This window comes from Flavobacterium sp. C4GT6 (genome assembly GCF_036347315.1).
Lineage (GTDB): Bacteria > Bacteroidota > Bacteroidia > Flavobacteriales > Flavobacteriaceae > Flavobacterium.
The window spans coordinates 1-24671 of the sequence record NZ_JAZGZU010000006.1 but is presented as its reverse complement, the minus strand read 5'-3'; the positions used below and the strand labels follow the sequence as shown (position 1 = coordinate 24671).

Annotated in this window: 26 protein-coding genes; 16 read left to right on the top strand and 10 right to left on the bottom strand. The window is 36.7% G+C overall.

Translation table 11 applies throughout. From position 1 onward, the window contains the following. The first annotated feature begins 148 nt into the window (after positions 1-148). Together V3Z67_RS08975 and V3Z67_RS08970 are read left to right on the top strand one after the other, a co-directional pair. The gene (locus V3Z67_RS08975; protein ID WP_330442979.1) at positions 149-577 is read left to right on the top strand and encodes a response regulator; all 429 of its coding nucleotides are present in this window, start codon (positions 149-151) and stop codon (positions 575-577) included. A 167-nt stretch (positions 578-744) separates the two neighbouring features. Then, the gene (locus V3Z67_RS08970) at positions 745-1260 is read left to right on the top strand and encodes a hypothetical protein (RefSeq protein WP_330442978.1); all 516 of its coding nucleotides are present in this window, start codon (positions 745-747) and stop codon (positions 1258-1260) included. 147 nt (positions 1261-1407) lie between these two features. On the opposite strand, the gene prfA is transcribed toward V3Z67_RS08970, so the two are convergent. Beyond that, entirely contained in the window at positions 1408-2481 is a 1074-nt protein-coding gene (gene prfA / locus V3Z67_RS08965; RefSeq protein WP_330442977.1) for a peptide chain release factor 1, read from the bottom strand. Between the two features lie 283 nt (positions 2482-2764). On the opposite strand from prfA, the gene V3Z67_RS08960 reads away from it, so the two are divergent. Continuing rightward, positions 2765-3208, top strand: coding sequence for a hypothetical protein (locus V3Z67_RS08960; protein ID WP_330442976.1), 444 nt, complete (start codon positions 2765-2767; stop codon positions 3206-3208). A gap of 248 nt (positions 3209-3456) precedes the next feature. Beyond that, positions 3457-3936, top strand: coding sequence for a hypothetical protein (locus V3Z67_RS08955; protein ID WP_330442975.1), 480 nt, complete (start codon positions 3457-3459; stop codon positions 3934-3936). An 86-nt stretch (positions 3937-4022) separates the two neighbouring features. On the opposite strand, the gene V3Z67_RS08950 is transcribed toward V3Z67_RS08955, so the two are convergent. Continuing rightward, positions 4023-4403 (bottom strand): Fur family transcriptional regulator, encoded by a 381-nt coding sequence (locus tag V3Z67_RS08950; protein ID WP_330442974.1) that lies wholly within the window; start codon positions 4401-4403, stop codon positions 4023-4025. A gap of 113 nt (positions 4404-4516) precedes the next feature. Here V3Z67_RS08950 and V3Z67_RS08945 point away from each other — a divergent pair, with 113 nt between their 5' ends. The 5 genes from V3Z67_RS08945 to V3Z67_RS08925 all read left to right on the top strand — a co-directional run bounded on the left by V3Z67_RS08945 (position 4517) and on the right by V3Z67_RS08925 (position 7315). Beyond that, entirely contained in the window at positions 4517-4738 is a 222-nt protein-coding gene (locus V3Z67_RS08945) for a hypothetical protein (protein WP_330442973.1), read from the top strand. Between the two features lie 5 nt (positions 4739-4743). Then, complete coding sequence (locus V3Z67_RS08940) at positions 4744-5418, top strand: NAD(P)/FAD-dependent oxidoreductase (RefSeq protein WP_330442972.1); 675 nt, start codon at positions 4744-4746, stop codon at positions 5416-5418. A 42-nt stretch (positions 5419-5460) separates the two neighbouring features. Next, the gene (locus V3Z67_RS08935) at positions 5461-5949 is read left to right on the top strand and encodes a DUF6265 family protein (RefSeq protein ID WP_330442971.1); all 489 of its coding nucleotides are present in this window, start codon (positions 5461-5463) and stop codon (positions 5947-5949) included. A 320-nt stretch (positions 5950-6269) separates the two neighbouring features. Next, on the top strand, positions 6270-6836 hold the full coding sequence (locus V3Z67_RS08930; RefSeq protein ID WP_330442970.1) for a pentapeptide repeat-containing protein: 567 nt from the start codon (positions 6270-6272) through the stop codon (positions 6834-6836). A 92-nt stretch (positions 6837-6928) separates the two neighbouring features. Continuing rightward, positions 6929-7315, top strand: coding sequence for a hypothetical protein (locus V3Z67_RS08925; RefSeq protein ID WP_330442969.1), 387 nt, complete (start codon positions 6929-6931; stop codon positions 7313-7315). Between the two features lie 51 nt (positions 7316-7366). On the opposite strand, the gene V3Z67_RS08920 is transcribed toward V3Z67_RS08925, so the two are convergent. The 4 genes from V3Z67_RS08920 to V3Z67_RS08905 all read right to left on the bottom strand — a co-directional run bounded on the left by V3Z67_RS08920 (position 7367) and on the right by V3Z67_RS08905 (position 12683). Then, positions 7367-9616 carry a hypothetical protein gene (locus V3Z67_RS08920; protein WP_330442968.1) on the bottom strand — a complete coding sequence of 750 codons (2250 nt, stop codon included), beginning with the start codon at positions 9614-9616 and terminating at the stop codon, positions 7367-7369. Next, positions 9576-10613, bottom strand: a complete 1038-nt coding sequence (locus V3Z67_RS08915; protein ID WP_330442967.1) for a hypothetical protein — start codon at positions 10611-10613, stop codon at positions 9576-9578. Before V3Z67_RS08915 ends, V3Z67_RS08920 begins: the two co-directional genes overlap by 41 nt. Positions 10614-10740: 127 nt before the next feature. Continuing rightward, a complete protein-coding gene (locus V3Z67_RS08910; RefSeq protein WP_330442966.1) occupies positions 10741-12207 on the bottom strand; it encodes an aminoacyl-histidine dipeptidase in 1467 nt (488 codons plus the stop codon). A 218-nt stretch (positions 12208-12425) separates the two neighbouring features. Beyond that, the gene (locus V3Z67_RS08905) at positions 12426-12683 is read right to left on the bottom strand and encodes a (2Fe-2S) ferredoxin domain-containing protein (protein ID WP_330442965.1); all 258 of its coding nucleotides are present in this window, start codon (positions 12681-12683) and stop codon (positions 12426-12428) included. Positions 12684-12755: 72 nt separating this feature from the next. On the opposite strand from V3Z67_RS08905, the gene V3Z67_RS08900 reads away from it, so the two are divergent. The 6 genes from V3Z67_RS08900 to V3Z67_RS08875 all read left to right on the top strand — a co-directional run bounded on the left by V3Z67_RS08900 (position 12756) and on the right by V3Z67_RS08875 (position 18702). After that, entirely contained in the window at positions 12756-13817 is a 1062-nt protein-coding gene (locus V3Z67_RS08900) for a DUF3810 domain-containing protein (RefSeq protein ID WP_330442964.1), read from the top strand. A 40-nt stretch (positions 13818-13857) separates the two neighbouring features. After that, positions 13858-14352: an RNA polymerase sigma factor gene (locus V3Z67_RS08895; RefSeq protein WP_035136061.1), complete on the top strand. Its 495-nt coding sequence runs from the start codon at positions 13858-13860 to the stop codon at positions 14350-14352. Positions 14353-14364: 12 nt separating this feature from the next. Continuing rightward, a complete protein-coding gene (locus tag V3Z67_RS08890) occupies positions 14365-15006 on the top strand; it encodes a hypothetical protein (protein ID WP_330442963.1) in 642 nt (213 codons plus the stop codon). A gap of 7 nt (positions 15007-15013) precedes the next feature. After that, positions 15014-15868, top strand: a complete 855-nt coding sequence (locus V3Z67_RS08885) for a TraB/GumN family protein (protein ID WP_330442962.1) — start codon at positions 15014-15016, stop codon at positions 15866-15868. A gap of 183 nt (positions 15869-16051) precedes the next feature. Continuing rightward, a complete protein-coding gene (locus V3Z67_RS08880) occupies positions 16052-18163 on the top strand; it encodes an outer membrane beta-barrel family protein (RefSeq protein WP_330442961.1) in 2112 nt (703 codons plus the stop codon). Between the two features lie 11 nt (positions 18164-18174). Then, positions 18175-18702 (top strand): hypothetical protein, encoded by a 528-nt coding sequence (locus V3Z67_RS08875; RefSeq protein ID WP_330442960.1) that lies wholly within the window; start codon positions 18175-18177, stop codon positions 18700-18702. A 29-nt stretch (positions 18703-18731) separates the two neighbouring features. On the opposite strand, the gene V3Z67_RS08870 is transcribed toward V3Z67_RS08875, so the two are convergent. Next, positions 18732-19535, bottom strand: coding sequence for a lysophospholipid acyltransferase family protein (locus tag V3Z67_RS08870; protein ID WP_330442959.1), 804 nt, complete (start codon positions 19533-19535; stop codon positions 18732-18734). Between the two features lie 46 nt (positions 19536-19581). After that, entirely contained in the window at positions 19582-20220 is a 639-nt protein-coding gene (locus tag V3Z67_RS08865) for an NUDIX hydrolase (RefSeq protein ID WP_330442958.1), read from the bottom strand. Positions 20221-20285: 65 nt separating this feature from the next. Between V3Z67_RS08865 and V3Z67_RS08860 the strand changes: the two genes are divergently transcribed. Next, the gene (locus tag V3Z67_RS08860; RefSeq protein ID WP_330442957.1) at positions 20286-20729 is read left to right on the top strand and encodes a DUF4268 domain-containing protein; all 444 of its coding nucleotides are present in this window, start codon (positions 20286-20288) and stop codon (positions 20727-20729) included. Here V3Z67_RS08860 and V3Z67_RS08855 read toward each other — a convergent pair. Continuing rightward, a complete protein-coding gene (locus V3Z67_RS08855) occupies positions 20726-20977 on the bottom strand; it encodes a hypothetical protein (protein WP_330442956.1) in 252 nt (83 codons plus the stop codon). The genes V3Z67_RS08860 and V3Z67_RS08855 overlap by 4 nt on opposite strands. A 150-nt stretch (positions 20978-21127) precedes the next feature. Beyond that, positions 21128-24370, bottom strand: a complete 3243-nt coding sequence (locus V3Z67_RS08850) for a T9SS type B sorting domain-containing protein (protein ID WP_330442955.1) — start codon at positions 24368-24370, stop codon at positions 21128-21130. Between the last annotated feature and the right edge of the window lie 301 nt (positions 24371-24671).

The following is a 24671-nucleotide window of genomic DNA, read 5'->3' as shown; positions in this document are numbered from 1 at the left end:
CTATTGTGGTGCAAAAGTACGAATTGCTTTTTATTTCAGGAAATAAACCGTTTAACGACAGTTTAAAGTATTTTATCGAAAATATATAAAACTGTAGGACTAATAGTATAGATTTATATCTATAATTTAAATCCTCCAGAATTATTTAATGAATAAAGACGGCGACATAATAATAATTGAAGACGACTCTGACGACAGAGAGCTGCTCATCCACATCTTTAAAGAACTGGGTGAAGAACAAGGCTATCAAAACAGATTGGTGCTTATTGAAGAAGCCGAAGATCTTGCTGATTTCCTAAAGTCAGACGAGGCTAACCCGTTTATTATTATTTCAGATATTAATATGCCTAAAGTGAATGGGTTTGATTTGCGAAACCTTATTTTCAGTGATGCAGAATTAAGGAAAATGGCAATTCCGTTTATTTTTTTAAGCTCTGCTGCTAACAAAGGAGAGTTCATGCAAAAGGCATACGAACTATCCATACAGGGATATTTTGTAAAACCAATAAGCTATCCGGCTTATAAAAAACTGATAAACGATATTATTACCTACTGGAAAAACGCACAAATACTATAACTACTACTAATCCTGATCTACTACTTGAAAGCTCCTGCCTTAAATAGCAGGAGTTTTTTATTTTTGAGTTTCAATTTCACCAAATGAAAAAACACCTTGCTTTATTTTTGCTTTTTATATTGTTTTCAGCCTGCTCAATAAACAAAAACCAGCCTATAAATGATTATATGATACAGTATTTACTAAATGATACTGTGAATGATTCCTTTTACAATAATAAGGTTAGGGATCCATTTGCTTGGATTGGGCACAATAAATTGTCAAAAAAAGATGCATTAAAAGCATTAAATAATACATCACACTATAATAAGAATAATGGCAAATGGGATTTAAAATTTAACCACACAACGCTTTATAATAAAAAGGCATTGAAAAAACTGGTTAATAAAAATGTAGACAATCCATCACCTGATTACTGGACGAGTAACGACTTTTCTTTTAAAAACAGGGTATTCTCCAAACAGGAAATAGATTCTGTAAGAAAGCTGGCAGATTATTCATTACGCGAAAAAGTATACTTTTTTACCGAGGTTATGTATTATAGTAAAAATATCGCTGTATTTAGATTAGAAGAAGTTACAAACCAGTTTGATGGCGGATTATTTAAAGACCGGATACTATTTATGAAAAAAGTGAACGGCAAATGGATTGTTCTTGATGAAGGAATAATAAATCGTTATTAATAATTAAGTAAAGCTCCTGCTTGTTGGTAGGAGTTTTTATTTTAGCGTTTCAATATTTCACTGATGAAAAAACACCTTATAATTGCACTAGTTTACTTATTACCCTGAGATATAAAAAATCCCGCCTGTTGGCGGGATTTGTATTTTTTAGAAAACTTCACTTTCCTTAAGTTTCTCTGTATTGTTTACAAGCTGTATTTCATCAATAAGCTTTTGTATGCTTCCGTTCATTACACCATCAAGGTCATAAAGCGTAAGTCCTATTCTGTGGTCTGTAACACGCCCCTGTGGGTAGTTGTACGTACGGATTTTTGCCGAACGGTCACCACTACTTACCTGCGAACTACGTTTTGCAGCATCGGCTTCCTGTTTCTTGGCAAGTTCCATTTCATATAAACGGGAACGAAGTACCTGTAAAGCCTTGTCTTTATTTTTATGCTGTGATTTCTCATCCTGACACTGCGCTACAAGTCCTGTTGGAACGTGTGTCATACGCACTGCTGATTTTGTGGTGTTTACCGACTGTCCTCCAGGCCCTGACGAACAGAATAAATCGATACGAACGTCGTTCATATCAATTTGTACATCAAACTCCTCTGCTTCCGGTAGTACCATTACAGTAGCTGCCGATGTGTGTATACGTCCCTGAGTTTCGGTTTGCGGTACACGTTGTACACGGTGTACACCCGCTTCAAATTTAAGCGTACCGTATACATCTTCTCCGGTAACTTCAAAGATAACCTCTTTAAATCCACCCGATGTACCTTCGTTAATATCTACAACACTGGTTCTCCAGCCTTTGCTTTCACAATATTTGGTATACATCCTGAAAAGGTCTCCGGCAAAAATACTCGCCTCATCACCACCGGTACCGGCACGAATCTCTACCATTACGTTTTTGGCGTCTTCAGGATCTTTAGGTATAAGCATGAATTTTATTTCTTCTTCAAGCTGCGGAAGGCGCGCTTTATTCTCATCAAGTTCCATTTTAGCCATTTCCACCATCTCAGCATCACTTCCGTCGGCTATAATTTCCTGAGCTTCTTTAATACCTCCTGTTACTTTAATGTACTCTTCACGCTTTTCTACAAGTCCTTTAAGGTCTTTGTATTCTTTATTAAGCTGTACATAGCGTTTTTGATCGGCAATTACATCCGGCTGTATAATAAGGTCAGAAACCTCATCAAAACGCTGTTTTATTATCTGTAACCTGTCTAACATGTTTTTATCTCCTTATTTCGAGGTGCAAAATTACGAATTTTTCCTGTATTATCAGCTTTACTCCATAAAACAAGTTTAGCCTGTATAAATACTGTAAATACGCTACCGAAACAAAACCAGCCTATCCCTGTTAGCTCACTATAAAATTGTATTTGTAAATCGATTGAAACCCAATTTACAAAACCATTAAACTATATTTTTTTGTAAGGATTTACTGTTTGACATCACTTTTGAAAAATGGTTGTTCAAATTAAAACAATCAATAATTATAATTTAAAATTCTATGAAAAAACTAAACCACACTCTACTAAAAACTTTTGCTGTTTTTACAATTCTTTTTATGGTAGCCTGCTCAAACGATGACGACACTAATGCAAACAACGACACTAATGTTATTGTTGACCCTGAAGAAGAAATCCCTGTTGATCCGTTTATCGGTACATGGAAAACTCTAGGCTATTATAAGGATGGCGAATTTTATGAAGACGACGACTGCGAATACAGAATAGTAACCATTAATGAAGATAATACAGGAAACATATTTTATCACGATTGTGATTTTGGTGATGAAACAGGAGACATAACCTGGGAAAAACTGGAAGAAAATAAATATAAGATTACGACTGAAGGTGACAGCTCAATCTTAAACACTGTTTTTGAAGGCAACAAAATGACTACTACTGTTGAAGGCGAAGAAGGCTATGCAGACGTATTCCAAAGACAGTAATACTCCTTCTTAAAATAAGAAACAAATCCCGATAACTCGCGCTATCGGGATTTGTTGTTTTTAGCCATTTTTCATACCACATTGATTTATAGAATTTTACCCCTATCGTTACAAAGTGTACTATTTTTAAGTTTTTACCTACAAAACACATTGATTAACAGCTAATTAACCTCAAAAAAAACCGCTATTTTATATATTTCGTATTATATTTGCATACCCCCTTACGAATACACGTCTATTAATTTATTATGAACAAAACAAAAAAAGGATTTTTTAAAATTACTTCACTAGTCCTGCTAATGAGTCTGATGATTGCATGCAGCGGAGAAAATGATGAAACAGCATCTGCGAACGACTCAGCCAAAACCCCACCTACTATCTTTGCAACCTGGAAAGCAACAGGTTTTATTTATGATGGTGTTTACTCACCTATTACAAATGAATGTCAACAGGAAATAATGACCATAAATCCTGATGGCACTGCCCTATCGGCAAAAAACTGTCCGGAGGGTACATTTTATACCGAGTACACCTGGAGTCAGGTAGAAGGCGATATTTATGCCTTTGATTCTGAATCCACTTACTGGCCGGTAAACTATAAATTGACTTTCCCTATAGGAAACGACAAAATGTATTTCACTTATGCCAAACCTCAGCCACATGAGTTTTCTAAAATATACGAAAAGGTGGAGGTAACACAAGAACAAAGCAGGGAGTTAGCCCTGTAGTTCAAACTCAAATTTATTTATTAACAAACGAGGGGGTCATCTTGACCAGTAAATAAAAAACGGAGGCTGCATGCCTCCGTTTTTTATTATGAACAGTTATTACAGTAGCCCGTAACCCAACTGCTTATTGTTTGTTTTACATATCCCTGCGGCAAGGTTAAGGTAACTTCCTCATCAAGGCACTCTACTTTTTCACATTTGGTACACCTAAAATGAAAATGATCATGGTTATGGTCATGCTTTTCCTGTCCGCAATTAAGGCACAGGGCAAAATAATATTTACCGTTATCGGCCAGTATTCGGTGTGTAATACCATCTTCACAAAAACTGTTAAGTACTCTGTAAATGGTAACCCTGTCCATTTCTCCTTTTACCTTGTCTTCAATCATGTCCTGGCTTAGTGCCGTGCCCGCATCTTTTAGCAGGGTTAAAATAGTACTCTTTGCCGGTGTGTTTCTTCTTTTCATCTCCTTAACGCAATATTGTTGCAATTATTTAATGCAATATTGTTGCAATAATACAAAATTTATATACATTTGCCAAACTACTAAGTTCAATCATCAATCAAAAAATCATACTCATGCAAACAGATTACGAAGTTATAATCATTGGCGGAAGCTACTCGGGACTTTCAGCAGCTATGGCACTGGGGCGTTCCCGCAGAAAAGTTTTGATAATAGACAGCGGTAAACCCTGTAACAGACATACACCTCACTCCCATAACTTTATAACTAATGATGGTAAACTCCTGCCGATATTGCACAACGCGCAAAACAGGAAGTTCTTGCCTACACCACCGTAAACTTTATGAATGATAAGGTTACCAATGTAATAAAAACAGAAAATAGTTTCAGTATTACCACACAAAACAATATGGTATGCAGTGCTAAACGACTGCTTTTTGCTACCGGTATTACCGATATTATGCCTACCATAGACAATTTTGAAGACTGTTGGGGTATAACTGCCGTACACTGCCCTTACTGTCATGGCTATGAAGCAAGAGATAAAAAAACGGGAATACTGGGTAATGGCGAAGCCGCCTATCATTATGCGGGATTATTACAGCAGTTAACTAACGATATTACTATTTACACTAACGGCAAGGCTGATTTTACCGAAGAACAACTGGAAAAATTTGCCAAACACAAAATAGCCGTTATTGAGGACAGCCTCATAAAACTAAAGCAAAGTAAAGGTCAGGCAGAGGCACTTATCTCCCGAGATGGAAAGGCTTACCTATTGGAAGCAGTATATCATAGGGCGGCTTTTGTACAGCATACTTTACTCCCGCAGGATTTGGGTTGTGAACTGGATGATCACGGTTATATTAAAACCGACCCAATGCAAAAAACAAACATACCGGGTATTTATGCCTGTGGCGACTGTACTACTCCTATGCGATCGGTAGCAACAGCTGTGGCTACTGGAAATAAAGCAGGGGCTGTAATAAATAGCGATTTGGCTTTTGAGGTTTTCTAATCTAAAAAAAGAGTAAATTGCAGGTATCTAAATCAATCAATTATGAAACAACAGTTTATACTTACTGTAGCTGTAGGTTGCCTGCTTTTTACTGCCTGTAAAGAAAACGGGAAAACTAAAACCTATACCGAGCTTGAAAAAGCCGAATGGTTTTTAGGACAATGGGTAAACAAAAGCCCTGATGCCGAATTTTCTGAAACCTGGATGAAGGAAAATGACTCGGTTTACACGGGTGAATCTTATTTCATTAGGAATATCAGTGATACTTTGTTTGCCGAAACTATGAATCTTGCTGAAACCAATGGTAAGCTTACCATGATTATTACCGTACCTAACCAAAATGATGAAAAACCGGTTAGTTTTGAAATGACATCGGCTAATGATACTTTACTTGTTTTTGAAAATCCGGCACATGATTTCCCTACTAAAATCACGTACCGAAAAGTAAACAAAGATTCTCTTGTGGCAGAAATATCGGGCTTAAAAAAAGGAGACACTGTTTCCCAAAATTTCCCGTTTAAAAGAAGATAATTGATTTCATCTGCCATTTTGAGGGTAATGAAACGGAGTCGGACCGTTAGGCTAAAAGCCGAACTGGCAAAGCAAACCTCTATCATTAAAAAGTTTAGATTTCTCCACAAGGTCGAAATGGAAAATTTATAACTTTAAAATGTTCTGTCATTTTGAGCGTAATGAAATGGAGTCGAAAAATCTCTAATAATATACTTTATACAAGTAAAAAAGATTCTTCACTCCGCTATGTTCAGAATGACAGACATTACTTTTAATCGCTTAAATGAAGGAATAAAATAACACTATCTTTTCCTATTTTAGCCATAAAACCTTAACTAATGGACTATACCGAAGGAACCGACTTTAAAGGTGTGGATTACACTGTTTGCAATATACCGAAAGGTGAATATGATAACTGCACCTTTACAGGCTGTAACTTTTCTGCCTGCGACCTAAACGGTGTTGTATTTACCGATTGTGAGTTTACCGACTGTAACTTTAGTAATAGTAAAGTGCGCGGTACGGGTTTTAAGGAAGTATTTTTTAAGGAATGCAAAATGACCGGACTCAACTTTAGCGTTGCCGATCCGTTTTTGATTGCTATGCATTTTACCGACTGCCAGTTAAGCCTTACCTCCTTTTATCAGTTAAAACTTAAAAAAGCACGCTTTACTAACAGTAACCTGCAGGAAGCCGACCTTACAGAAACTGATTTTACCGAGGCATCATTTACCAACTGCGACTTTAAGCATGCCATATTTGAAAACACCATACTGGAAAAAGCCGATTTACGCTCAGCTGTAAACTACTCCATCGACCCGCAACAAAACCGTATCAAAAAAGCTAAATTCTCACTACCTGCCGTAACAGGCTTACTGGACAGATTTAACATTATTATAGAATAAAAACTACTTATTACAATTTTTACTACAAAAAAGTCATGTTTTTAATTAAATTTTTATTTTTACAAAAACATAAATCTAAAAACCTTACACTAATGAAAAAAGCTTTTTACTTAATTGTTCCGGCATTTTTGCTTTTTGTTGCCTGTTCTGGTGACGATTCATCTGACACTGTTAACAACAGTGAAATAAACCAGAGTTTTATTTACGGTACCTGGTACCCTAACCCGGACAACCCTGTTGATTATGCTTCAAAATATTTTGGAGAAGACGGTGTTTACATTCAGGATCAGTCTAATTTCGGACTTGGTGATGGTGTAGGAAACTGGGAGTGGGTTGATGATCACACTATAAGAGTTACGCCTGTTTCCGGTGTAGCAAACACTCAACCGGTTGAAACTGAAATTTTCAAACTAACTGCTGATTCTTTAGTAATGCACAGTCAAAGCTACAGGTATTCTCACACACCTCCGCAAGACTAAACAGTATTAATCTAATATAAAAACTCCCCGCAATAGCGGGGAGTTTTGTTTTTATCTCCTTGCTTTAAAATAATCAGAAAAACGGGTACAGTTTGAAGTTAGGTCATCATAAGCTTTAGGATACTGTTCTTTTAGTTCAGTATATTTATGATCTTCATTACACATCCCTATCATCCTTAAACAAAGCGCCTTAAATTTATCTGTTTTGGCATTATCCATTGCCAGTTTATAATATTCAGCAGCTAAAATGGCATTATAATATTCTTTATCATCCTCTAGGTTAGTATGCTGATTGTCTGTCATCACTCTTCTCTTCATGTTCCATACCGTTCCTTTATAAGTCATATTATAGTAACAGTTTGCTACTAAAAAGTAATAATAGTCCCTGTCTTTTTCATTAACATTATTCGCTTTCTCTAAAAATTCAATAAGTTTTTTTATTACAACAGCTTTTGTAAACTTTTGTTTTGTCTCTACGGGTGAAAAAGAATCGGTATACCTTAATTTCATGAAAGGGTCACTCTCAAAACCATCCTGCTCCGTACTCATAAGCTTAAAATAACTATACGCTCCCTGCAAGTCATTTTTTCTCAGGTACTTCATGCCGGTTATATTGTAAAGCTCGTTTAAGTCTCCGTTTACACCTTCATAAATCCAGTTATCAAAAGGTAATTTGGTTTGCTTATTGGTTACAGCCGCTAAAAAATCCTGCATTTGCGGTATGGTATAAGCCGCATCTATATACGACAGGTAATCATAATAGTAATCATCAAAAGATGTAGTAGCCCCGTTTTTTGATTTCCAGGTTACATATCTGCTACGTTGCTGATTGGTAGAATAATATAAATAATTTTCAGAATCGTCACTATCTTTTAATTTAGAGAACAAAAATGCCGCCATTGTAGTATTGCCTCTTTCCTCAAGCTCACGCCCTATGGCAAAGATATATTTACCATTTCCGGCCCTAAGTTCTTTTATAACTAATGTTTTTATCTTTTCAGGTACAACCGCACTACCGTAATCCTGATATGCTGTAAGTACAAGTCCTTCTATTAAATCCAGCGATTTGTTTAAACTACTGTTTGTAGGCAATTGTTTTCTAAGTTGTGCTATATCATAAAGGGCCGTACCGTAATCCTTAACTAAAAACTCAAGATAGCACTTAGAAAGCTTTATAAAATAAGGATTATCAACTTCAGACAGGTCTATCGCTGAAACAAAAGACAATAGATCACAGGCATACATCCTGTCGTCGTCCACCCTGTTTAAAATACGCTGAGTGTTTGAGTTTTCCCAAAAATCCTGCCTTACAGATGGTAAAAACAAAGAATACTGGGGTGTAAGTATCCAGTCTTCCAACTTATTAACTTCTCTTAAAAGCATAAACCCAAAACCATTTGCCGCAGGATTGCTATCATAAATATTTTGAAGATATGATAATGCCGGAGCCGTTCTTCTCACACCATAAATAAGCCATGTATTGGCTATTTCGTCCTTTGTTTTGGCATATTGCAAAACCTCTTCAATAGGAATATTTTTATCCCAGCAGTTATGAGTAGCCGCAACCCTTTTATCGGGCGCATTAGCAAATACCTGTGCTGCCATAAAGTTTGCCTTCGCAGGATTATTTTCGCACATGGCATTAAAATGAAGTACCCAGTAATAAATAAGATCCTTTTTTTCCCTTTGCGAAAATTGTTTTTCAAACACTTCCCTGATTATCGGAGTACCGTCAGTGGTATAATACGCAGTTCTTACCGCAAGAAACAAATATCTATCCCTTAAGTACTCATTTTTTACCTCATCGGCTTTTTTTAACAGCTTATCAATGTAGAGTTTTGCGGCATCATTATCTACAGGTTTCTTTTCCCATGCATCATCCGGAGAGTAGGACGAAAAAACCTCAACACTTTTGGCAAACTTCAGGTAGTCTATAGCATCGGTATCCCCTTTGGCATACAGGTAACGCAACATAGCATTGTTTGAGCTCATCCTAACCTCATCCATACTAAGCTTATATACAGCTTTCTCAATAGCTACATAGCTTATCTTATTGTCACAATACTGTTGCCATAACTCTATATTAGGGCGTTTAAGGTTAAAACCATATCCGTCGTAGGTATCAGCATAGTAATTCCATTCTGAGGTGTAGTTATAAAAGCTGTAAGTGTCGTAACCAACATTACCCGAATGTAAAAAACAGTAACGTACATTTTCTCCATACGGATAAAACCAGCATGCCGAAAGCTTAAAAACAAAACTATTCGCTAAAAGCAGTGTAAAAATGAAAAAGCGCTTCATACGTAAATCTGTTTAACTGTTCTTTGTCTAAATGAAATAGCGATATGGTAACCGTATCTTTTAATACAACTCTTTCTTTAATAATGGCAATAGCCTTATTAATATCTTCTTTCCTAACCTGTTCATATTTCACTCTGTCTCCGGCTCTTAAGTAATTACCCTGAAGATATTTATCTGCTGTTACTTCATACCAAAGAGGTTTTATAGGTTGTAATATCTCTTTTATGCTCTCGGAATCTACATAAAAAACACCCCTGAAATTATTGCCACTATACCACTGTCCCCATGAATATACAGGCAATGCAATATCCAGATGAACCGGATAATCGCGCTTTTTATCAAGATACAAGGAAAGTTCATTTACATCGAGTATTGTATTCTTATCTTCATTTTTTAGCGGATCCATTAGGTTATAACACATAAGGCTAACCTTATCTACAGGAGGAATACCCATTATATCAGGATATTTATAAGGGTAAAGCCGTAAGGTACAGCTAATGGTCTTACCAGAAACTTTTTTAAGGCTTTTAAGAAAATAGAAGTAATTGTTTTTACTGTTAGGCGTCCAGTCACAATCCATCTGAAACTCCTTTAATGGCTGTCCGCACTTCATATCCTTATAATATAAATCTATAAGATAATTAATGTTTGAAGCCAACGTATCTAACTCTTCCTGCGTACTTTTTAAAACTACCTCATTTTTAATATACACTGTAGGAATTACATTTATACTGTCAAAATAATTATCATAGCCGGTAACATATCTCAGGCTTGTTTTAGAGATAGGAATATTACCGTTAACATCACTGTGGTTCACTTCAAAAAACTTAACATAAAGCTTTTTGACATCCAAAGTATCTAATATTTTACCTTCACCATAACCCAAACCCCATTCATCACTTTTCCAATAATAAAAGGCTTGATCTACATAATCAGGTTTGTTGGAACAGGATAGCAACAGTAATATTACTATAGCAGTTAGTATCAGTTTTTTCATTAAATAAGGTGATTTATTAAGTAACGCTAAAAAGCCCCTTAAAGTTATATATTTTAGGGGACTTTTTTTACAAAAAAAGTCCTGCAAAATGCAGGACCTCAATCTTATAGCGAACTAAGCTTTTTACTTAGTTTTTAAGCGGAATATTCTCTACAATCTCCAGTACAAATTTCCAGTACTTTTGAGCCGATTTGATACTTGCTCTCTCATCAGGAGAGTGAGCCCCCTTAATGGTAGGGCCAAATGATATCATATCCATATCAGGGTAGTTAGTACCTAATATACCACACTCTAAACCTGCGTGGCAAGCCACAACATTTGGTTTCTCGTTGTTCTGTTTTTCGTATATCTCTTTTAATACTTCAAGTATTGGTGAGTTTACATTTGGTGTCCATCCCGGGTAAGAACCTGAGAAGTTTACTTCGCAACCAAACAGTTCAAACGCCGAACGTAGTCCATTAGCTAAATCAAACTTAGAACTCTCTACAGACGAACGTGTTAAACATCCTATATGTATTTTACCATCTTTAACAATAACTCTTGCAATGTTGTTTGAAGTCTCAACAAGGTCGGCCATATCGGCACTCATACGGTATACTCCGTTATGAGCTGCATAAATTGCACGTATTAAACCTTCCTGTACGCCCAGCTCCATTACTTTAGCAGGAGTATCGGCCGATTTTTCAATCTTTATTTCAAGGTTAGGTTCGGTAGTTTTGTATTCTGTTTTAATGTCATTAATAACCTCCTGCATATCGAATACAAAAGCCTCATCAAAAATTTCAGAGATAATTGCCTTTGCAAAGCTCTCACGCGGAATTGCATTACGAAGGCTACCTCCGTTTATTTCAGCCACCTGAAGCCCGAAGTTCTCAAAGCTGTCAAATAACAGGCGGTTCATAATCTTATTGGCGTTACCCAGTCCTTTATCGATGTCCATACCACTATGACCACCGTTAAGCCCTTTTACGGTAATGGTATATCCTACAGAGTTCTCTGGAGCTTCCTCCTCGTTATAATCTCTTTCGGCAGTAACATCAATACCTCCGGCACATCCTATATCAATTTCGTCATCCTCTTCGGTATCAAGGTTAAGCAGTATCTCACCGTCAAGTAGTCCGCCTTTAAGTCCCATTGCACCTGTCATACCTGTTTCCTCATCAATAGTAAACAGCGCTTCGATAGCAGGGTGCTTAATATCGGTACTTTCTAAAATTGCCATTATGGTAGCAACACCTAAACCGTTATCGGCACCAAGGGTTGTTCCTTTAGCCCTAACCCAGTCGCCATCTACATACATCTCAATACCCTGAGTATCAAAATTAAAATCAGTATCGGCATTTTTCTGGTGAACCATATCAAGGTGCGACTGCATCACTATGGTTTTACGGTTTTCCATTCCCGGAGTAGCCGGTTTTTTAATAATAACGTTACCTACTTCGTCTTCAATGGTTTCCAGCCCAAGTTTAGCACCAAAATCTTTCATAAAGGCAATTACCCTTTCTTCTTTTTTAGAAGGCCTTGGTACGGCATTCAGGTCGGCAAATTTGTTCCAGAGCGCTTTAGGCTCAAGGTTTCTTACTTCCTGGCTCATTAATCGTGATATTTATCTTCTTAATAATTCGTTTTTCTGTACCGATTTGTAATCGGTGCCACAAAGGTAAACAAATTACAACGATGTAGAGGCAGGCTATACAGCTATTAATCAAAAGATATTGCCGCCAGTAATGCTGCCACGCTTATAGCTACTAACAGCACACTATGATCGAATAGGATATTAAATATTAGAATGTGTAAAATAAAATAATTACGCTAAAAATATTCTTTCACTATTTGCGGTACGGTCTTTTCGTTTACTTCTGCCAGCCATACATTTTGAGGTTGCAGGCAAATTACGGGTGCCTGTTTGCAGTTATCGGTACATTCCATTCGCACAATATCCACATCCTTTTTTAGTCGGGCCTCCTTGAGTTCCTCCTTAAAACATTTGCGTAACAATTTGTTGTAGCGGCCGCATTTTTTTCCGTCACACATAAAAATAACCTTTTCAGGAGCATCAATCTTTTTCATCGGGTTAACATTGTAACAGTTTATCAGTACAAAAATACTACTTATATTTACATCAAACAGATAATACAACCAATGAAAAAAAAGATAATACTGAGTATCCTGCTTTTAGTCCAAATACTGATAGTTAACCTGTTATCTTTTTTTCCTGATTTTGTAGAGCGTTATTACAGTAACGGGCTATATCAGTACATCTCTAAAGGTTCACGTGTATTTTTCGGGCTTATTGGCTTTTCCGTAGGCGATATTATTTATGGTATTGTTATTTTTTTGATCATAAGATGGATTTGGAAAACCCGAAAAACATGGCGAAAGCAATACAAAAACAATATACTTACCGTACTTAGTTTTTGTTCGGTTTTTTATTTTTTATTCTACCTGCTTTGGGCGACCAACTACCACAGAGTTCCCCTGAATGAAAAAATGGGTTTTGAAAAAAAATACACTGAAGAAGAACTTGTATCGTTTACCGAACGCCTTATAACCAAGGCTAACCAAATGCACCTTCAAATTGTGAAAAACGACAGTACAAAGGTAGTTAACCCTTACACAGTACAACAAATATATGGCAAGGCGCTTAACGGCTATGATAAGCTGGCACAAACATACCCCGACTTTACCTATAAAATAGAAAGCGTAAAATCGTCTTTAATAAGTACACCTCTCTCTTATATGGGCTTTGGCGGATACCTTAACCCTTTTACTAACGAGGCTCAGGTAAACTATAACCTGCCATTATACAACTACCCTACAACTACCTGTCATGAAATGTCACATCAGTTGGGTTATGCCAGTGAGAGCGAGGCTAATTTTATCGGTTATATGGCATCTATACATAATACCGACCTTTACTTTAAATATTCGGGTTACGTATTTGCCTTAAAATACTGCATGAGGAATATAGAAAAACTGGATGAAGAAAAAGCCGAAAGCATGCTACCGTTAATCAATAAGGGGATACTGCTTAATTTTGAGGAAAGCCATCAGTTTAACGATCGTTATTCCTCGTTTATAGAAGTTATTTTTAAAGGTTTTTATGATAACTACCTGAAATTAAACCATCAAAAGGACGGACTTGAAACCTACAGCAAGTTTGTAGGCTACCTTGTTAACTACTATAAAGAAAAAGATTTATAACAAAGTGTAACAATTTTACATTTTGGTATACCAATGCATTATGGGATCAGATTTAGAAAGGTCATTTGTCGAACAGTTACAGGAAAATCAAAACCTGATACACAAAATTTGTAGGCTCTACACCGATAGTGAAGATGCCCACAAAGACCTTTTCCAGGAGATTACCATACAACTCTGGAAAGCCTTTCCGCAATTTAGGGGAGATTCAAAATTCACAACCTGGGCTTACCGGGTAGGGCTTAATACTGCCATTACCCTATACAGGAAAAAGTCTAAAACCATAAACACTATTGAGTTTAACAGTACCATACACAAGGTAAACCAGGAAGAATACAATTATGAAGAGGAAGAACACATTAAGCTGCTTTACCAGGCGGTACATCAGCTTAACGATATAGAAAAGGCCCTTGTATTTATGTACCTCGAAGACAAAGATTATGGAGAGATTGCCGAAACGCTGGGTATTAGCGAGGTAAATGCAAGGGTGAAAATGAACAGAATTAAAGGGAAACTTAAAAAAATATTAAATCCGTAACGAGGATATAAGATGGACGTATTAGATAAATTAAAAAACGACTGGAATAAAAACGGAGACCGTTATCCGAAGATTTCTGAAAATGAAATCTACGCCATGCTGCACAAAAGGTCTTCTTCCATAGTAAAATGGATATTGTTTATCAGTATCATAGAGTTTGCGTTTTTCCTAACGCTTACATTTATGCTGAATGATACTCCAAGCGCAAAATCAATAGTAGATTATATAGGTACTTCATTAAATACGGTTTTTGGTGCTATAGATATGGGTATAAACCTTGTTTTTATGTATCTGTTTTATGTTAATTACAAAAAAATAACGAACACAGACACTATAAAAAACCTGATGTCTAATATTTTAAAAACAAGAAAAATTGTATCACGATATATTTTTATTAAATTGGCATACACAGTCGTAATGTCTTTAGTAGTACTATTGATATTGTATTATAACGACCCTGAATGGCTGGCTGCTTTCCATAACTATGAAGAACATGGTAAAAGTGTACAGGCAACACTGGTTTACTTTGTAGGGGGGATTATTGGAGTATCACTTATAGTTACCGTATTATGGCTATTCTATAAACTTATATATGGTATCCTGCTTAAACGCCTTAATAAAAACTATCAGGAACTAAAAAAAATAGAGATTTAACGATACAATGAAGAAGATTTTATTTGCCATTATTGCCTTATTTACCATTGGGGCCAGTGCTCAAAAACTGGACAAATCATTACTTTGGAAAATAACCGGTAACGGCATTAAACAACCTTCTTACCTGTTTGGCACCATGCATATTACCTGTGATGCCACACTAGACGAAAACGTACTTATCGCTCTGGATAGTACCCGCCAGCTTTATCTTGAAATGGATATGGATGATCCTGCCCTAAAATCAGAAATGATGAAGGAGATGATGATGAAAGACGGCAAAAAAATCAGTACTATAGTAAAAGAAGAAGACTTTGCAGTGCTGGACTCCTTCTTTAAAAAGGAACTGGGTGTTTCCGTTAAGCTAATGGATAACCTAAAACCTGCCCTTATAAGCATGTCCCTTATCGCTAAAATGATTGATTGCCCTATGCAATCCTACGAGGAAGAGCTTATGAAAATTACTCATGAGCAAAAAGAGGAAGTTTACGGGCTGGAAACCATAGAAGAACAAATGGCTGTTTTTGACCAGGTACCTTATGAAGTTCAGGTGGAAGAACTGGTAAAAACCGCAAAAGATAACATGGAGCACGATAAGGCCGAATTCAAAAAGGTTATGGAGGTATATAACTCCAAAGACCTTAATGAGATTATGAAGGTCATGAATGAATCTGAAAATAAGATATATGGCGATAATGACGATATTTTATTAACCAACCGCAACAAAAACTGGATACCTAAAATAGAAGAAATTGCTAAAACAACTCCTACCTTTTTTGCTGTTGGCGCTGCCCACCTTGGCGGAAAAGAAGGCGTTATTATACTTTTACGTAAAAAAGGTTATACTGTAGAGGCTGTAAAATAGGCCGTATTTCAATACTCTTCTTAAAGGTTTTCAATAACATAACAGCTGTAAAAGTTGTACTGGCATTTTTTTTGATAGTAATGCCAAAAAATTGCTCAGATAAACCAAACCAAATTTCGTAACCTCATTGTTTAGGGATTGCCCTCCCTGTCAGTTAATTTACGATACCAAAACCAACACCTTATGAAACCAATTTTAACCTCAATCCTTTTAACTTTCTCGGTATCTCTCTATGCTCAGGATAAAAATACCGCTAACGATTCCATAAAAAAAATGGAAACCGAACTGGATGAAGTGGTACTGGAGAAAAAGAAAAAAGCAGTTGAGCGACAGGCAGATCGTGTAATATTTGATTTTTCCGAACAATCACACCTAAACTCAGGAATGTTGCTTGACGGACTAAAAAAACTACCGGGACTTATCGTTTCAGACGTTGCCGGAATGATGTACCAAGGGAAAGGACTACAGGTATACATGGACGGTCGTCCGCTTAATATTTACAGTCAGGATCTAACCACATATCTTGAAGGAATACCGGGAAACACCATTGAGAAAGTAGAGATCATTACCCATCCGGGGGCTGAGTTCCCTGCCACATCGGGCGGTGCGATTATCAATATTGTATCTTCAAAAAAATCTCAAAAATATCTTAGTGCTACCTACTCTAACGGATACAGCTATACTAACTATGATACTTCAAGACACCGGTTTAACAATAGCCTTACGCTAAACTCAGGTAATAGCCTGTTTAACTGGCAAATAAATGCAGGTCAAAGTTATAGTGAAAACTATCAGTCCAGCGAGTTTTTTAGTCCTGATTATTTAATTTCCCGAAATTTAACCGACAGAAATAATCGTTATTATTACCTTAAAACAGGACTGAAGTTTGATTTTAAAATGGACAGGCTTCTTGTTAATTATGATATAACTACTAACAACACGTCTTCTTACATCAATGCAGTAGGTGATGGTTTTATATCGGACGATAAAGGGAAAACCAAAAACTTTTATAATGATGTAATGCTTACCTATCAAAAGCGTTTTGAAGACCCGTTTAAAAAACTGGATTTCCGTGTAAACTACAACAACAATAACGGAAACTTTGATCAGGATTCAAGGTTAAACGATAACATCGTTTTGAATAACGACAGTGACCAAAATTTCTATCAGTTTAAAACCGATTACTCCCAACAGTTGGAGTTTTTAGATAAAACAAAAATAAGTGCAGGTGCCCTTGCCGACAGATTGGATTTTGAGGCTAAAAGTTTTGGTAATACAAACCTTGACTATTCGCGTACCACACTGGGTTTTTATGCCGAAGGTCATGCCAATTATAAAAACTTTGAGTTTATTGTAGGGAGCAGGCTGGAATCTTACGATATTAATGGTACTACAGGGAATAACGACCTTATACCGTTTAAACAAACCCGATTTTTCCCTAACGCGCTGGTACAGTATAATGTAATGCCACAAATACATGTAAATGCCAGTTATAACAAAAAAATAAGGCTGCCTAATACATCGGCGTTAAACCCTAACAATACAAGCTACCAAAACCCTAATCTTGGTTCGTTTGGTAACCCTTTCCTGCAACCTACTATTTACAACAACTACGAGCTGGAACTTAACGCGTTTGAGTACTTTTTTATAAATTACTCCATAACCGATGCCAATAACCAAATTATAAGCAGGGTAGTTACTACTGATAATGGTGCTGCCATTACAAATGAAAACGTAGATAATGCCACTATATATAACTTTAACTTTGGTATCCCTATACCTTATATGCTTTTTACAAAAGGTTTAAAGAAAACCCTTGAGTTTGATTTTAACCCCGATGAGATTAATTTCCTTTTCATATATGTAGGAAATCAGAAAAACATAATACCGGGACTTGATACCAAAAGTGTTTGGAACATTAACCTGACCTCACAAATTATACTACCTGCTAAGGTTAAGTTTACGGCTTCTTACGGAACAACAAACACAGGTGGTTACTATAACTATTATATAGTTGATAAACCTCTTAACCAAAGGGTAGATTTAACTTTCTCTAAAAAGTTCCTGTCAGACAATCTTTCGGTGTCACTATATGTAAACGATTTATTTAATACCGTTCACCAAAACCTTAGTATTGCTCAAACCGACCTGATATACAACAGTCGCTATGACTCACGAAGGGTAGGTTTTTCGCTTAGCTACAAAATACCAAGTAAAAACAAACAGGCTAAGGAAGAAGGTAATATATTAAATAGTGTCCCTACTAATGAGGAACAAAATACAATAGGTAATTAATAGTACTGAAAATGGCCAACTTATTAAACCAAAATGAGTTTGAAGTTAATCTAAAATGGCAGGATTTTAAAAAGTATTATGTTGCTATATTTTTACTTACTATGGCCTTAACACCTTTAATCTTTTTAATAAGGTGGCTTACAGATGTATCTGAAACGCTAAGAGACCTACTTATTTATATTACAGTTTTTATAATTTTTGCTTCCCTTGTAGTATTTCCTGTTTTTATGTTCAGGCGCTCTAAACGTGCTCCTTTACTAAACAGTAAGTTAATTGCTAAAAGTCTTGCAATACTTGTTACCTGCTGGTTTGTGGCCGGAGTATCCTCATTAAAGTTAACTAGTATTATTATAAATATTCAAAAGTATGAGTCGGCAAACTTAGATTTATATGATATTCCAAGTGATTTGTTCGGACTGGCTATAGCCTTAATAGTAATACAGGCTATCGCTTTTTTAGTACTGTTCCCAATATCATTTCTACTCAACAAATACTTCCCTTGGGAGTTACCTTATAAAACCAAAAAAGAGGCTAAATAGCCTCTTTTTTGGTTTATGTAAGTAAGTGGTTAGTAATCCCACTGTCGTTTTTTATTCAGTTCCTCCTGTGCCTCCAGTTCTTCGGCAGGTATTACCTTAAGGAAAGACGGATGCTGCTCTATGGCAAATTCAATTTTCTCTACAATTTCATCTATTGTTTCGTTTTCATAATCAATATCAAGCGGCTCTTTAATGATAAACGACTGTAATATGCCTTTCTTTTTCATTCTAAGCCCCTTTTTGTCGAATGAACGTCTAAACCCGTCAATAACAATAGGTACTACAATAGGCTTGTGTTGTTTTATAATGTGAGCCGTACCCTTACGGATAGGCTTAAACGGTTTTGTAGTTCCCTGTGGGAAGGTAATAACCCAACCGTCATCTAAGGCTATTTTGATATTCTCTGTATCGTTCGGGTTAACATCACGTTTAATCTCCTCCCCTTTTGCTCTCCAGGTACGTTCTACCGTAATAGCACCGGCATAAGCAAGTACCCTTGGTAACAGTCCTGATTTCATGGTTTCCTTAGCTGCTACATAATAAATATTAAGCTTAGGATGCCACAGGTATCCTACGTTCTTTATGCTGTCTACCCTCCCCTTAAGGCTGGCATTAAACACATGGAACATAGCTACCACATCGGCAAAATAAGTTTGGTGATTAGATATAAAAAGAACATTGGTTTCCGGTAATGCTTTTATAATTTCCGACCCTTCTATCTGCAACTCATTAAACCCTCTGTAGCGTTTGTGTGTCATTACGCCAAAGAGCCTTATAAGCCATCTTTTTAAAAATAATATATGTCCAAACGGATTTGTTTTAAATAAACCCATAGTTTTTTTCTAAAGTACAAGCTACAAAATTACAAAATCGGCAGCATTATAGTACTCTTTTTATGGTTTCTTTCAATTCGCTTAATATCATGGCAGTAGCTCCCCAAACGATATAGTCTTCAAACTTAAAGGCCGGAACTATTATTTTTTTGGAGTAAGATGTTTCCATTTCGGTTGTAATTACTATCGAATCGTCCAGAAAAACACGCAAAGGCAATTCTATAAGCGCGGTAACTTCATCGGGGTTAGGGATAAAGTGTGGTGTTTCTGCCGTAAGGCCTAAAAAAGGTTTTACCAAAAAGTTACTGGGTGGTATATAAATTTCGGTAAACGGCATTACCACATCAATAGCCGACGGTATAACCCCTACTTCTTCATAGGTTTCACGCAGGGCAGTTGCTTTAAGATCAGTATCTACAGGGTCTACCTGACCTCCCGGAAACGATATCTGGGCAGAATGTACTCCCGGATATTCATTTCGGCGTATTAATATTAAGTGTGCTTCCTCCTGTTTTGGGTAAAACAGCATCATCACGGCACTTTGTTTCGGGTTGTTATCTTTATAGTAATCAGGGTTTAGTGAACTAATACGTTCTATAGGAGCCATTTTTGCGTGCGCATTAAAGGCTGGTAACTCCTGATTTATTATTTTTGGCACATAATTTAAAAAGTCTGTAAACTTCATCAGGCAATAATCTAATTTATTTAATAAAGATACTCCAAAAGGAGCACAATTAAAACTTATAAGCCATGTTTAGCAAAGCCGAATCACAACAAATGAAAAAAGAGTTTTGGACCGCATTTGCCGATGCCTATCCGCGTAAATGGCTTTTGTACAATACCAAGATTAAAGATGTTACCTTTAAATTTTTTGTAGATAACAAAAAGGCTCAGGTTATGCTGGATATAGAGCCTAAAGATGAAGAGAAACGCAAAATATACTTTGAGAAAATAGAGTCGTTAAAAAACATATTACTTGAAGAACATTTACCCGATGCTATTTTTGACAGGCACCATCACCTGGAAAACGGTAAGGTTATAAGCCGTATTTGGGTAGAAAAAACAGGAATAAGCCTGCATAACAAGAACTCATGGAATGATATATTTGATTTCTTTAATGAGAAAATGGGGGCGTTTGAACTGTTTTTCTACGAGTATGAAGACTACATCAAAGATCTTGAAATCAATACCTAAAGCGAGTCCAGCAGTTGTGTTTTAGTACGATATAACTCTTCCTCCCTAAAGGTTTTGGAATGCACTTCCCCACAGGGGTTTTTATCTATTACGCACCAAATATCTATAGCTTTTTTACTCTTTTTGATAATGACGTTAGTTACTTTAGCTTTACGTACACCATTCATGTACATAAAATAAACTTCGTCACCAATATCATGCTTGTAACTCACTTGGTATTTAGGTTGGTTTTTAAAGAACGGTTTCATTTAAAGGTGTTGTGTGGGTTTGAATATGAGGCGGGGGAAACCGGTATAAAATTAACCATTTTTTCCCTATTGGTAACAATAACCTTAAGGGTATAACATTATAAGTTAATACGTAATTACTTATAACATTTTCCCCTATAATAGCTTTATTTATCTAATAAGTGAAAAATGCCCTCTGTGTTGCCTTCCGTCCTGTCTGGTCACAACAAACCAATAATCTGTAGATGGTAACGGACGCCCGTTAAAAGTACCGTCCCATCCTTCATAATTAGGCCCGAATGTTACCAGTAGCTTACCGTAACGGTCGTAAATATCGATCCGTAAATCAGGCTCTTTAAATGAAAATTGTATTCTCCAGCGTTCATGATGTCCGTCTCCGTTTGGAGTAAAGTAATTAGGGTAATGTAATAAGGTAACTTCGTCGGTTTTAGAGCCACAGCCATTTTTATCCCTAACATATATTTGGTAAATACCGGTTTCCAAATCGTAAAAATGATTATCGTCCTGATACGTTACTCCGTCAATAGAGTACTCGTAATCTCCTGTTCCCTGTGCCAGCACAGTAATTACATTCTCATCGTCAGTCCAGTCATCAATAGAAACCTCCAGCATTGACGGTGCTGCAGACGGAATTACATCTGTCGATGTAATCCCTTCACAAAACCTGTCTCCGTAAGAACGTTGTACCGTAACACTATATGTTCCCGGTTGTGAAACCGTAATTGTTCTTGTAGTCTCTCCCGTATTCCACAGGTATGAAGCATAACCGTTTTCGGCCACAAGCTGTAACGTGCCGTCGTCACAAATTACACCTGTAGTATTGATAACAGGCTCCGGTATCTCTCCTACAAACAATTTAAAGGAAGTTACATCAAAACAAATATCAATTTGGTTGTGTTCTACCCTGGCATAAATAGTTTGCCCGTTAATAACGTTAGTATATAATGATGAAAGAGCATTAGCACCTGTCTCGGCATTTTGGAGTGTAGTATAATAAGTTATAGTATACAGCGAAGCCGACTGTTCTCCTAATAATCCGGCATTTTGCTGAGATAAATCGAACTCAAAAGTATTACCCGAACCTTGAGGCACACAAACAATCATATCACTTACATCGTTTGCCGTAGCAATAGAAGGTAGTGACTGTACGTTAAACGAACGGATAACAATATTACCGCAGTTATCTTCTACCCTAAAAGTATATTCTCCTTCTGCAAGATTGGTAAACACAGGGTCGGTTCCGTTATCAACTACAAAAGGAGCACCGTTCATGTGCGTAATTCTTATTGAAGTTGGATAACCCGCTATATCAAGAAAAACATCATTAGGACTCCCAGCACATGCCAGTGTATATGCACCTGCTATTGTTAAGGTTTCGGTATAATTAAACTCACCTAAAAGCTCCAGGCAACTTATGTTTTCCTGAGTTCCGTCACCAAAACCTTCATGGTATTTAATAATCCTGAAATCTCCCGAATAATTTAAGTTATTTACAGGTGTATTATTTTGCACCTGTAGCGAATTGGAACTATTAGGTATTGAACCCCCTGTATAAGCTACTCCTGTTTGCGGATGTCCCCACGTTTGTGTGGCAGTATTAAATCGTTGTAACCAGTACTGAGCTCCCTGAGTGCCGTTACTATCATCGGTAACTTTTACACTAAAACTACCACAAAGCGGAGTAAATTCAAATGCATCTGTTGGCGGATGATAGCCTTCAATTGTAATAGTAAGTGTTTTGGTTAAATCACAAACATCAGTACCCTGAAAAACATATTCCCCTTCAGGCAAATTAGCCATAAACAAGTCTCCTACGGTAGTATCTATAAACTCGGTAACATCATAAGGCAGTGGCTCACCAAAGCCCGCAGGTGCTGATATGATTTGCATAGAAGTAAGCGAACCATTACCACTGCTAACAGATACACTACCTATTCCCTCCTCACACGACGGGATAGTGGTGCCTCCAAACTCCTGTTCTACAAACTCAGGCACTTCTACTTCCTCCTCATATTCATAACCACATTCATCAATAAGATGAAGCGTATAAACACCAAGTGGCATATTATTTAACGCCAAAACTCCCTGACTGGTAATATGATCACTTACATCTTCAGGTAAAGTTGCTTCATAAGTATCCGGAGCCGATATTATCTCGGCAAAAACAATCTCTAAATCCTCAATGCTGGCTCTTATTCTTCCAAAAAGGGAAAAACATCCATTATTACGTCCTGTTACAGAAGGGATGTAAGGCTCAAACTCAACATTTAGCTGAGCCGTAGCAGTACGACCACACTCATCTTCCACCAATACTTCATAAACACCAAACGGAACTGGATTATCCTCATCACCATAAGCTATAGATGGTTCTGTATAGGGTCCGTTTGGATTAGGTACAAAATCAGCAGGATCAAAACCATTCGGTGTATCTAAAAAAGTAACCGTATACGATTCCATAAACTTGGAAACGTTAAGTACCAAAAATTTGTTACCACAAATACCTTTATAGCTTGATAATACAGCCTCAATATTAGGTTCTACAAAATTAGGCTGTGATGTAACCGAATCCCCACATCCGTTGGTAATGGTAATTTCATAACTCACACCATCTACAAGCGGTAAAACCTCAGATACTTCTATAGAACTCGGTGCACCGCTATCATATACCTGTGTGGTGGTGGTATCGGGTTCTCCCGGAACATGAATATTATATTCAATAGTAACAGGATAAGATATGGAACCGGTTTCAAGTGATACCGTATTGCTAACAGTTATCGAATCACACGAATTGATAACAACATCAGGGTAAAATGAAGCCGATATTTCCGGATCCAAATCAAGTACTTCCAGCACATATGTTTTTACCTTACCAATACCACAGGCATCAAAAGCCCTTACATTGTATGTACCGGCAGGTAAATTATTGAATTCGTTTTCAGTTTGTAACGGTCGTGTTACCGGACCTGATATAATTTCACACTCAGCTAACTCTCCCGAAAGTGCATTAACCACTATGGTCGCTCCGTTAGAACAAGCCTCATCTGCCGATGTTACTTCAATTGCAAAATCTACAATGAGGTTATCAATAGTTATATCCTGTTGTTGCGTATTAGATTCGTCATCAAGTGTTTGGGTAGCTAGAACACGATACTGCCCTGAAGTAAGACTGCCAAGGGTATTTTCTGTAATAACTGCTATAGGATTGTCTGTATCCGGAAGTAAATAAATGGTATAGAATACAGTTGCATCGGGGGTAAGGTTAGAAACTTCGAAAGTAAGGCTACCATTCCCGAAACAGGTTTCATCTGTTTTTATAACATTTAGATCAAAATCAAATAACTGGGCATTTACACTACCTGTAAATAACGCCAGGGCGATTAATAAAAACTTCATCAACTTCATCTTCTGTTCAGCGTATATACTTATCCCTTTAAGAGTAATTATTATGCATAATGTAAAATGGTTGATTTGCAGTTTGGTTATACAATGATATAATTATTTTTTAAATAACTGGCTCTTAAATCGTTATAAAGCTACAATTCATCGATAAACGGTTGTGATTATAGCTAATAAATAAATAACAGCTAAAAAATAGTTTTCCCTACCAAAAGTTATATAAAACAAAAAACCCTATCCGATATTGGATAGGGTTTTGAAAAGAAAGGCAGTGTCATACTCTCCCACAAATTGCAGT

Bases quoted from the DNA above. Each gene is read 5' to 3' on its own strand.
- V3Z67_RS08975 (WP_330442979.1), top strand. From the start codon at position 149: ATGAATAAAGACGGCGACATAATAATAATTGAAGACGACTCTGACGAC.
- V3Z67_RS08970 (WP_330442978.1), top strand. From the start codon at position 745: ATGATACAGTATTTACTAAATGATACTGTGAATGATTCCTTTTACAAT.
- prfA (WP_330442977.1), bottom strand. From the start codon at position 2,481: ATGTTAGACAGGTTACAGATAATAAAACAGCGTTTTGATGAGGTTTCT.
- V3Z67_RS08960 (WP_330442976.1), top strand. From the start codon at position 2,765: ATGAAAAAACTAAACCACACTCTACTAAAAACTTTTGCTGTTTTTACA.
- V3Z67_RS08955 (WP_330442975.1), top strand. From the start codon at position 3,457: ATGAACAAAACAAAAAAAGGATTTTTTAAAATTACTTCACTAGTCCTG.
- V3Z67_RS08950 (WP_330442974.1), bottom strand. From the start codon at position 4,403: ATGAAAAGAAGAAACACACCGGCAAAGAGTACTATTTTAACCCTGCTA.
- V3Z67_RS08945 (WP_330442973.1), top strand. From the start codon at position 4,517: ATGCAAACAGATTACGAAGTTATAATCATTGGCGGAAGCTACTCGGGA.
- V3Z67_RS08940 (WP_330442972.1), top strand. From the start codon at position 4,744: ATGAATGATAAGGTTACCAATGTAATAAAAACAGAAAATAGTTTCAGT.
- V3Z67_RS08935 (WP_330442971.1), top strand. From the start codon at position 5,461: ATGAAACAACAGTTTATACTTACTGTAGCTGTAGGTTGCCTGCTTTTT.
- V3Z67_RS08930 (WP_330442970.1), top strand. From the start codon at position 6,270: ATGGACTATACCGAAGGAACCGACTTTAAAGGTGTGGATTACACTGTT.
- V3Z67_RS08925 (WP_330442969.1), top strand. From the start codon at position 6,929: ATGAAAAAAGCTTTTTACTTAATTGTTCCGGCATTTTTGCTTTTTGTT.
- V3Z67_RS08920 (WP_330442968.1), bottom strand. From the start codon at position 9,616: ATGAAGCGCTTTTTCATTTTTACACTGCTTTTAGCGAATAGTTTTGTT.
- V3Z67_RS08915 (WP_330442967.1), bottom strand. From the start codon at position 10,613: ATGAAAAAACTGATACTAACTGCTATAGTAATATTACTGTTGCTATCC.
- V3Z67_RS08910 (WP_330442966.1), bottom strand. From the start codon at position 12,207: ATGAGCCAGGAAGTAAGAAACCTTGAGCCTAAAGCGCTCTGGAACAAA.
- V3Z67_RS08905 (WP_330442965.1), bottom strand. From the start codon at position 12,683: ATGAAAAAGATTGATGCTCCTGAAAAGGTTATTTTTATGTGTGACGGA.
- V3Z67_RS08900 (WP_330442964.1), top strand. From the start codon at position 12,756: ATGAAAAAAAAGATAATACTGAGTATCCTGCTTTTAGTCCAAATACTG.
- V3Z67_RS08895 (WP_035136061.1), top strand. From the start codon at position 13,858: ATGGGATCAGATTTAGAAAGGTCATTTGTCGAACAGTTACAGGAAAAT.
- V3Z67_RS08890 (WP_330442963.1), top strand. From the start codon at position 14,365: ATGGACGTATTAGATAAATTAAAAAACGACTGGAATAAAAACGGAGAC.
- V3Z67_RS08885 (WP_330442962.1), top strand. From the start codon at position 15,014: ATGAAGAAGATTTTATTTGCCATTATTGCCTTATTTACCATTGGGGCC.
- V3Z67_RS08880 (WP_330442961.1), top strand. From the start codon at position 16,052: ATGAAACCAATTTTAACCTCAATCCTTTTAACTTTCTCGGTATCTCTC.
- V3Z67_RS08875 (WP_330442960.1), top strand. From the start codon at position 18,175: ATGGCCAACTTATTAAACCAAAATGAGTTTGAAGTTAATCTAAAATGG.
- V3Z67_RS08870 (WP_330442959.1), bottom strand. From the start codon at position 19,535: ATGGGTTTATTTAAAACAAATCCGTTTGGACATATATTATTTTTAAAA.
- V3Z67_RS08865 (WP_330442958.1), bottom strand. From the start codon at position 20,220: ATGAAGTTTACAGACTTTTTAAATTATGTGCCAAAAATAATAAATCAG.
- V3Z67_RS08860 (WP_330442957.1), top strand. From the start codon at position 20,286: ATGTTTAGCAAAGCCGAATCACAACAAATGAAAAAAGAGTTTTGGACC.
- V3Z67_RS08855 (WP_330442956.1), bottom strand. From the start codon at position 20,977: ATGAAACCGTTCTTTAAAAACCAACCTAAATACCAAGTGAGTTACAAG.
- V3Z67_RS08850 (WP_330442955.1), bottom strand. From the start codon at position 24,370: ATGAAGTTTTTATTAATCGCCCTGGCGTTATTTACAGGTAGTGTAAAT.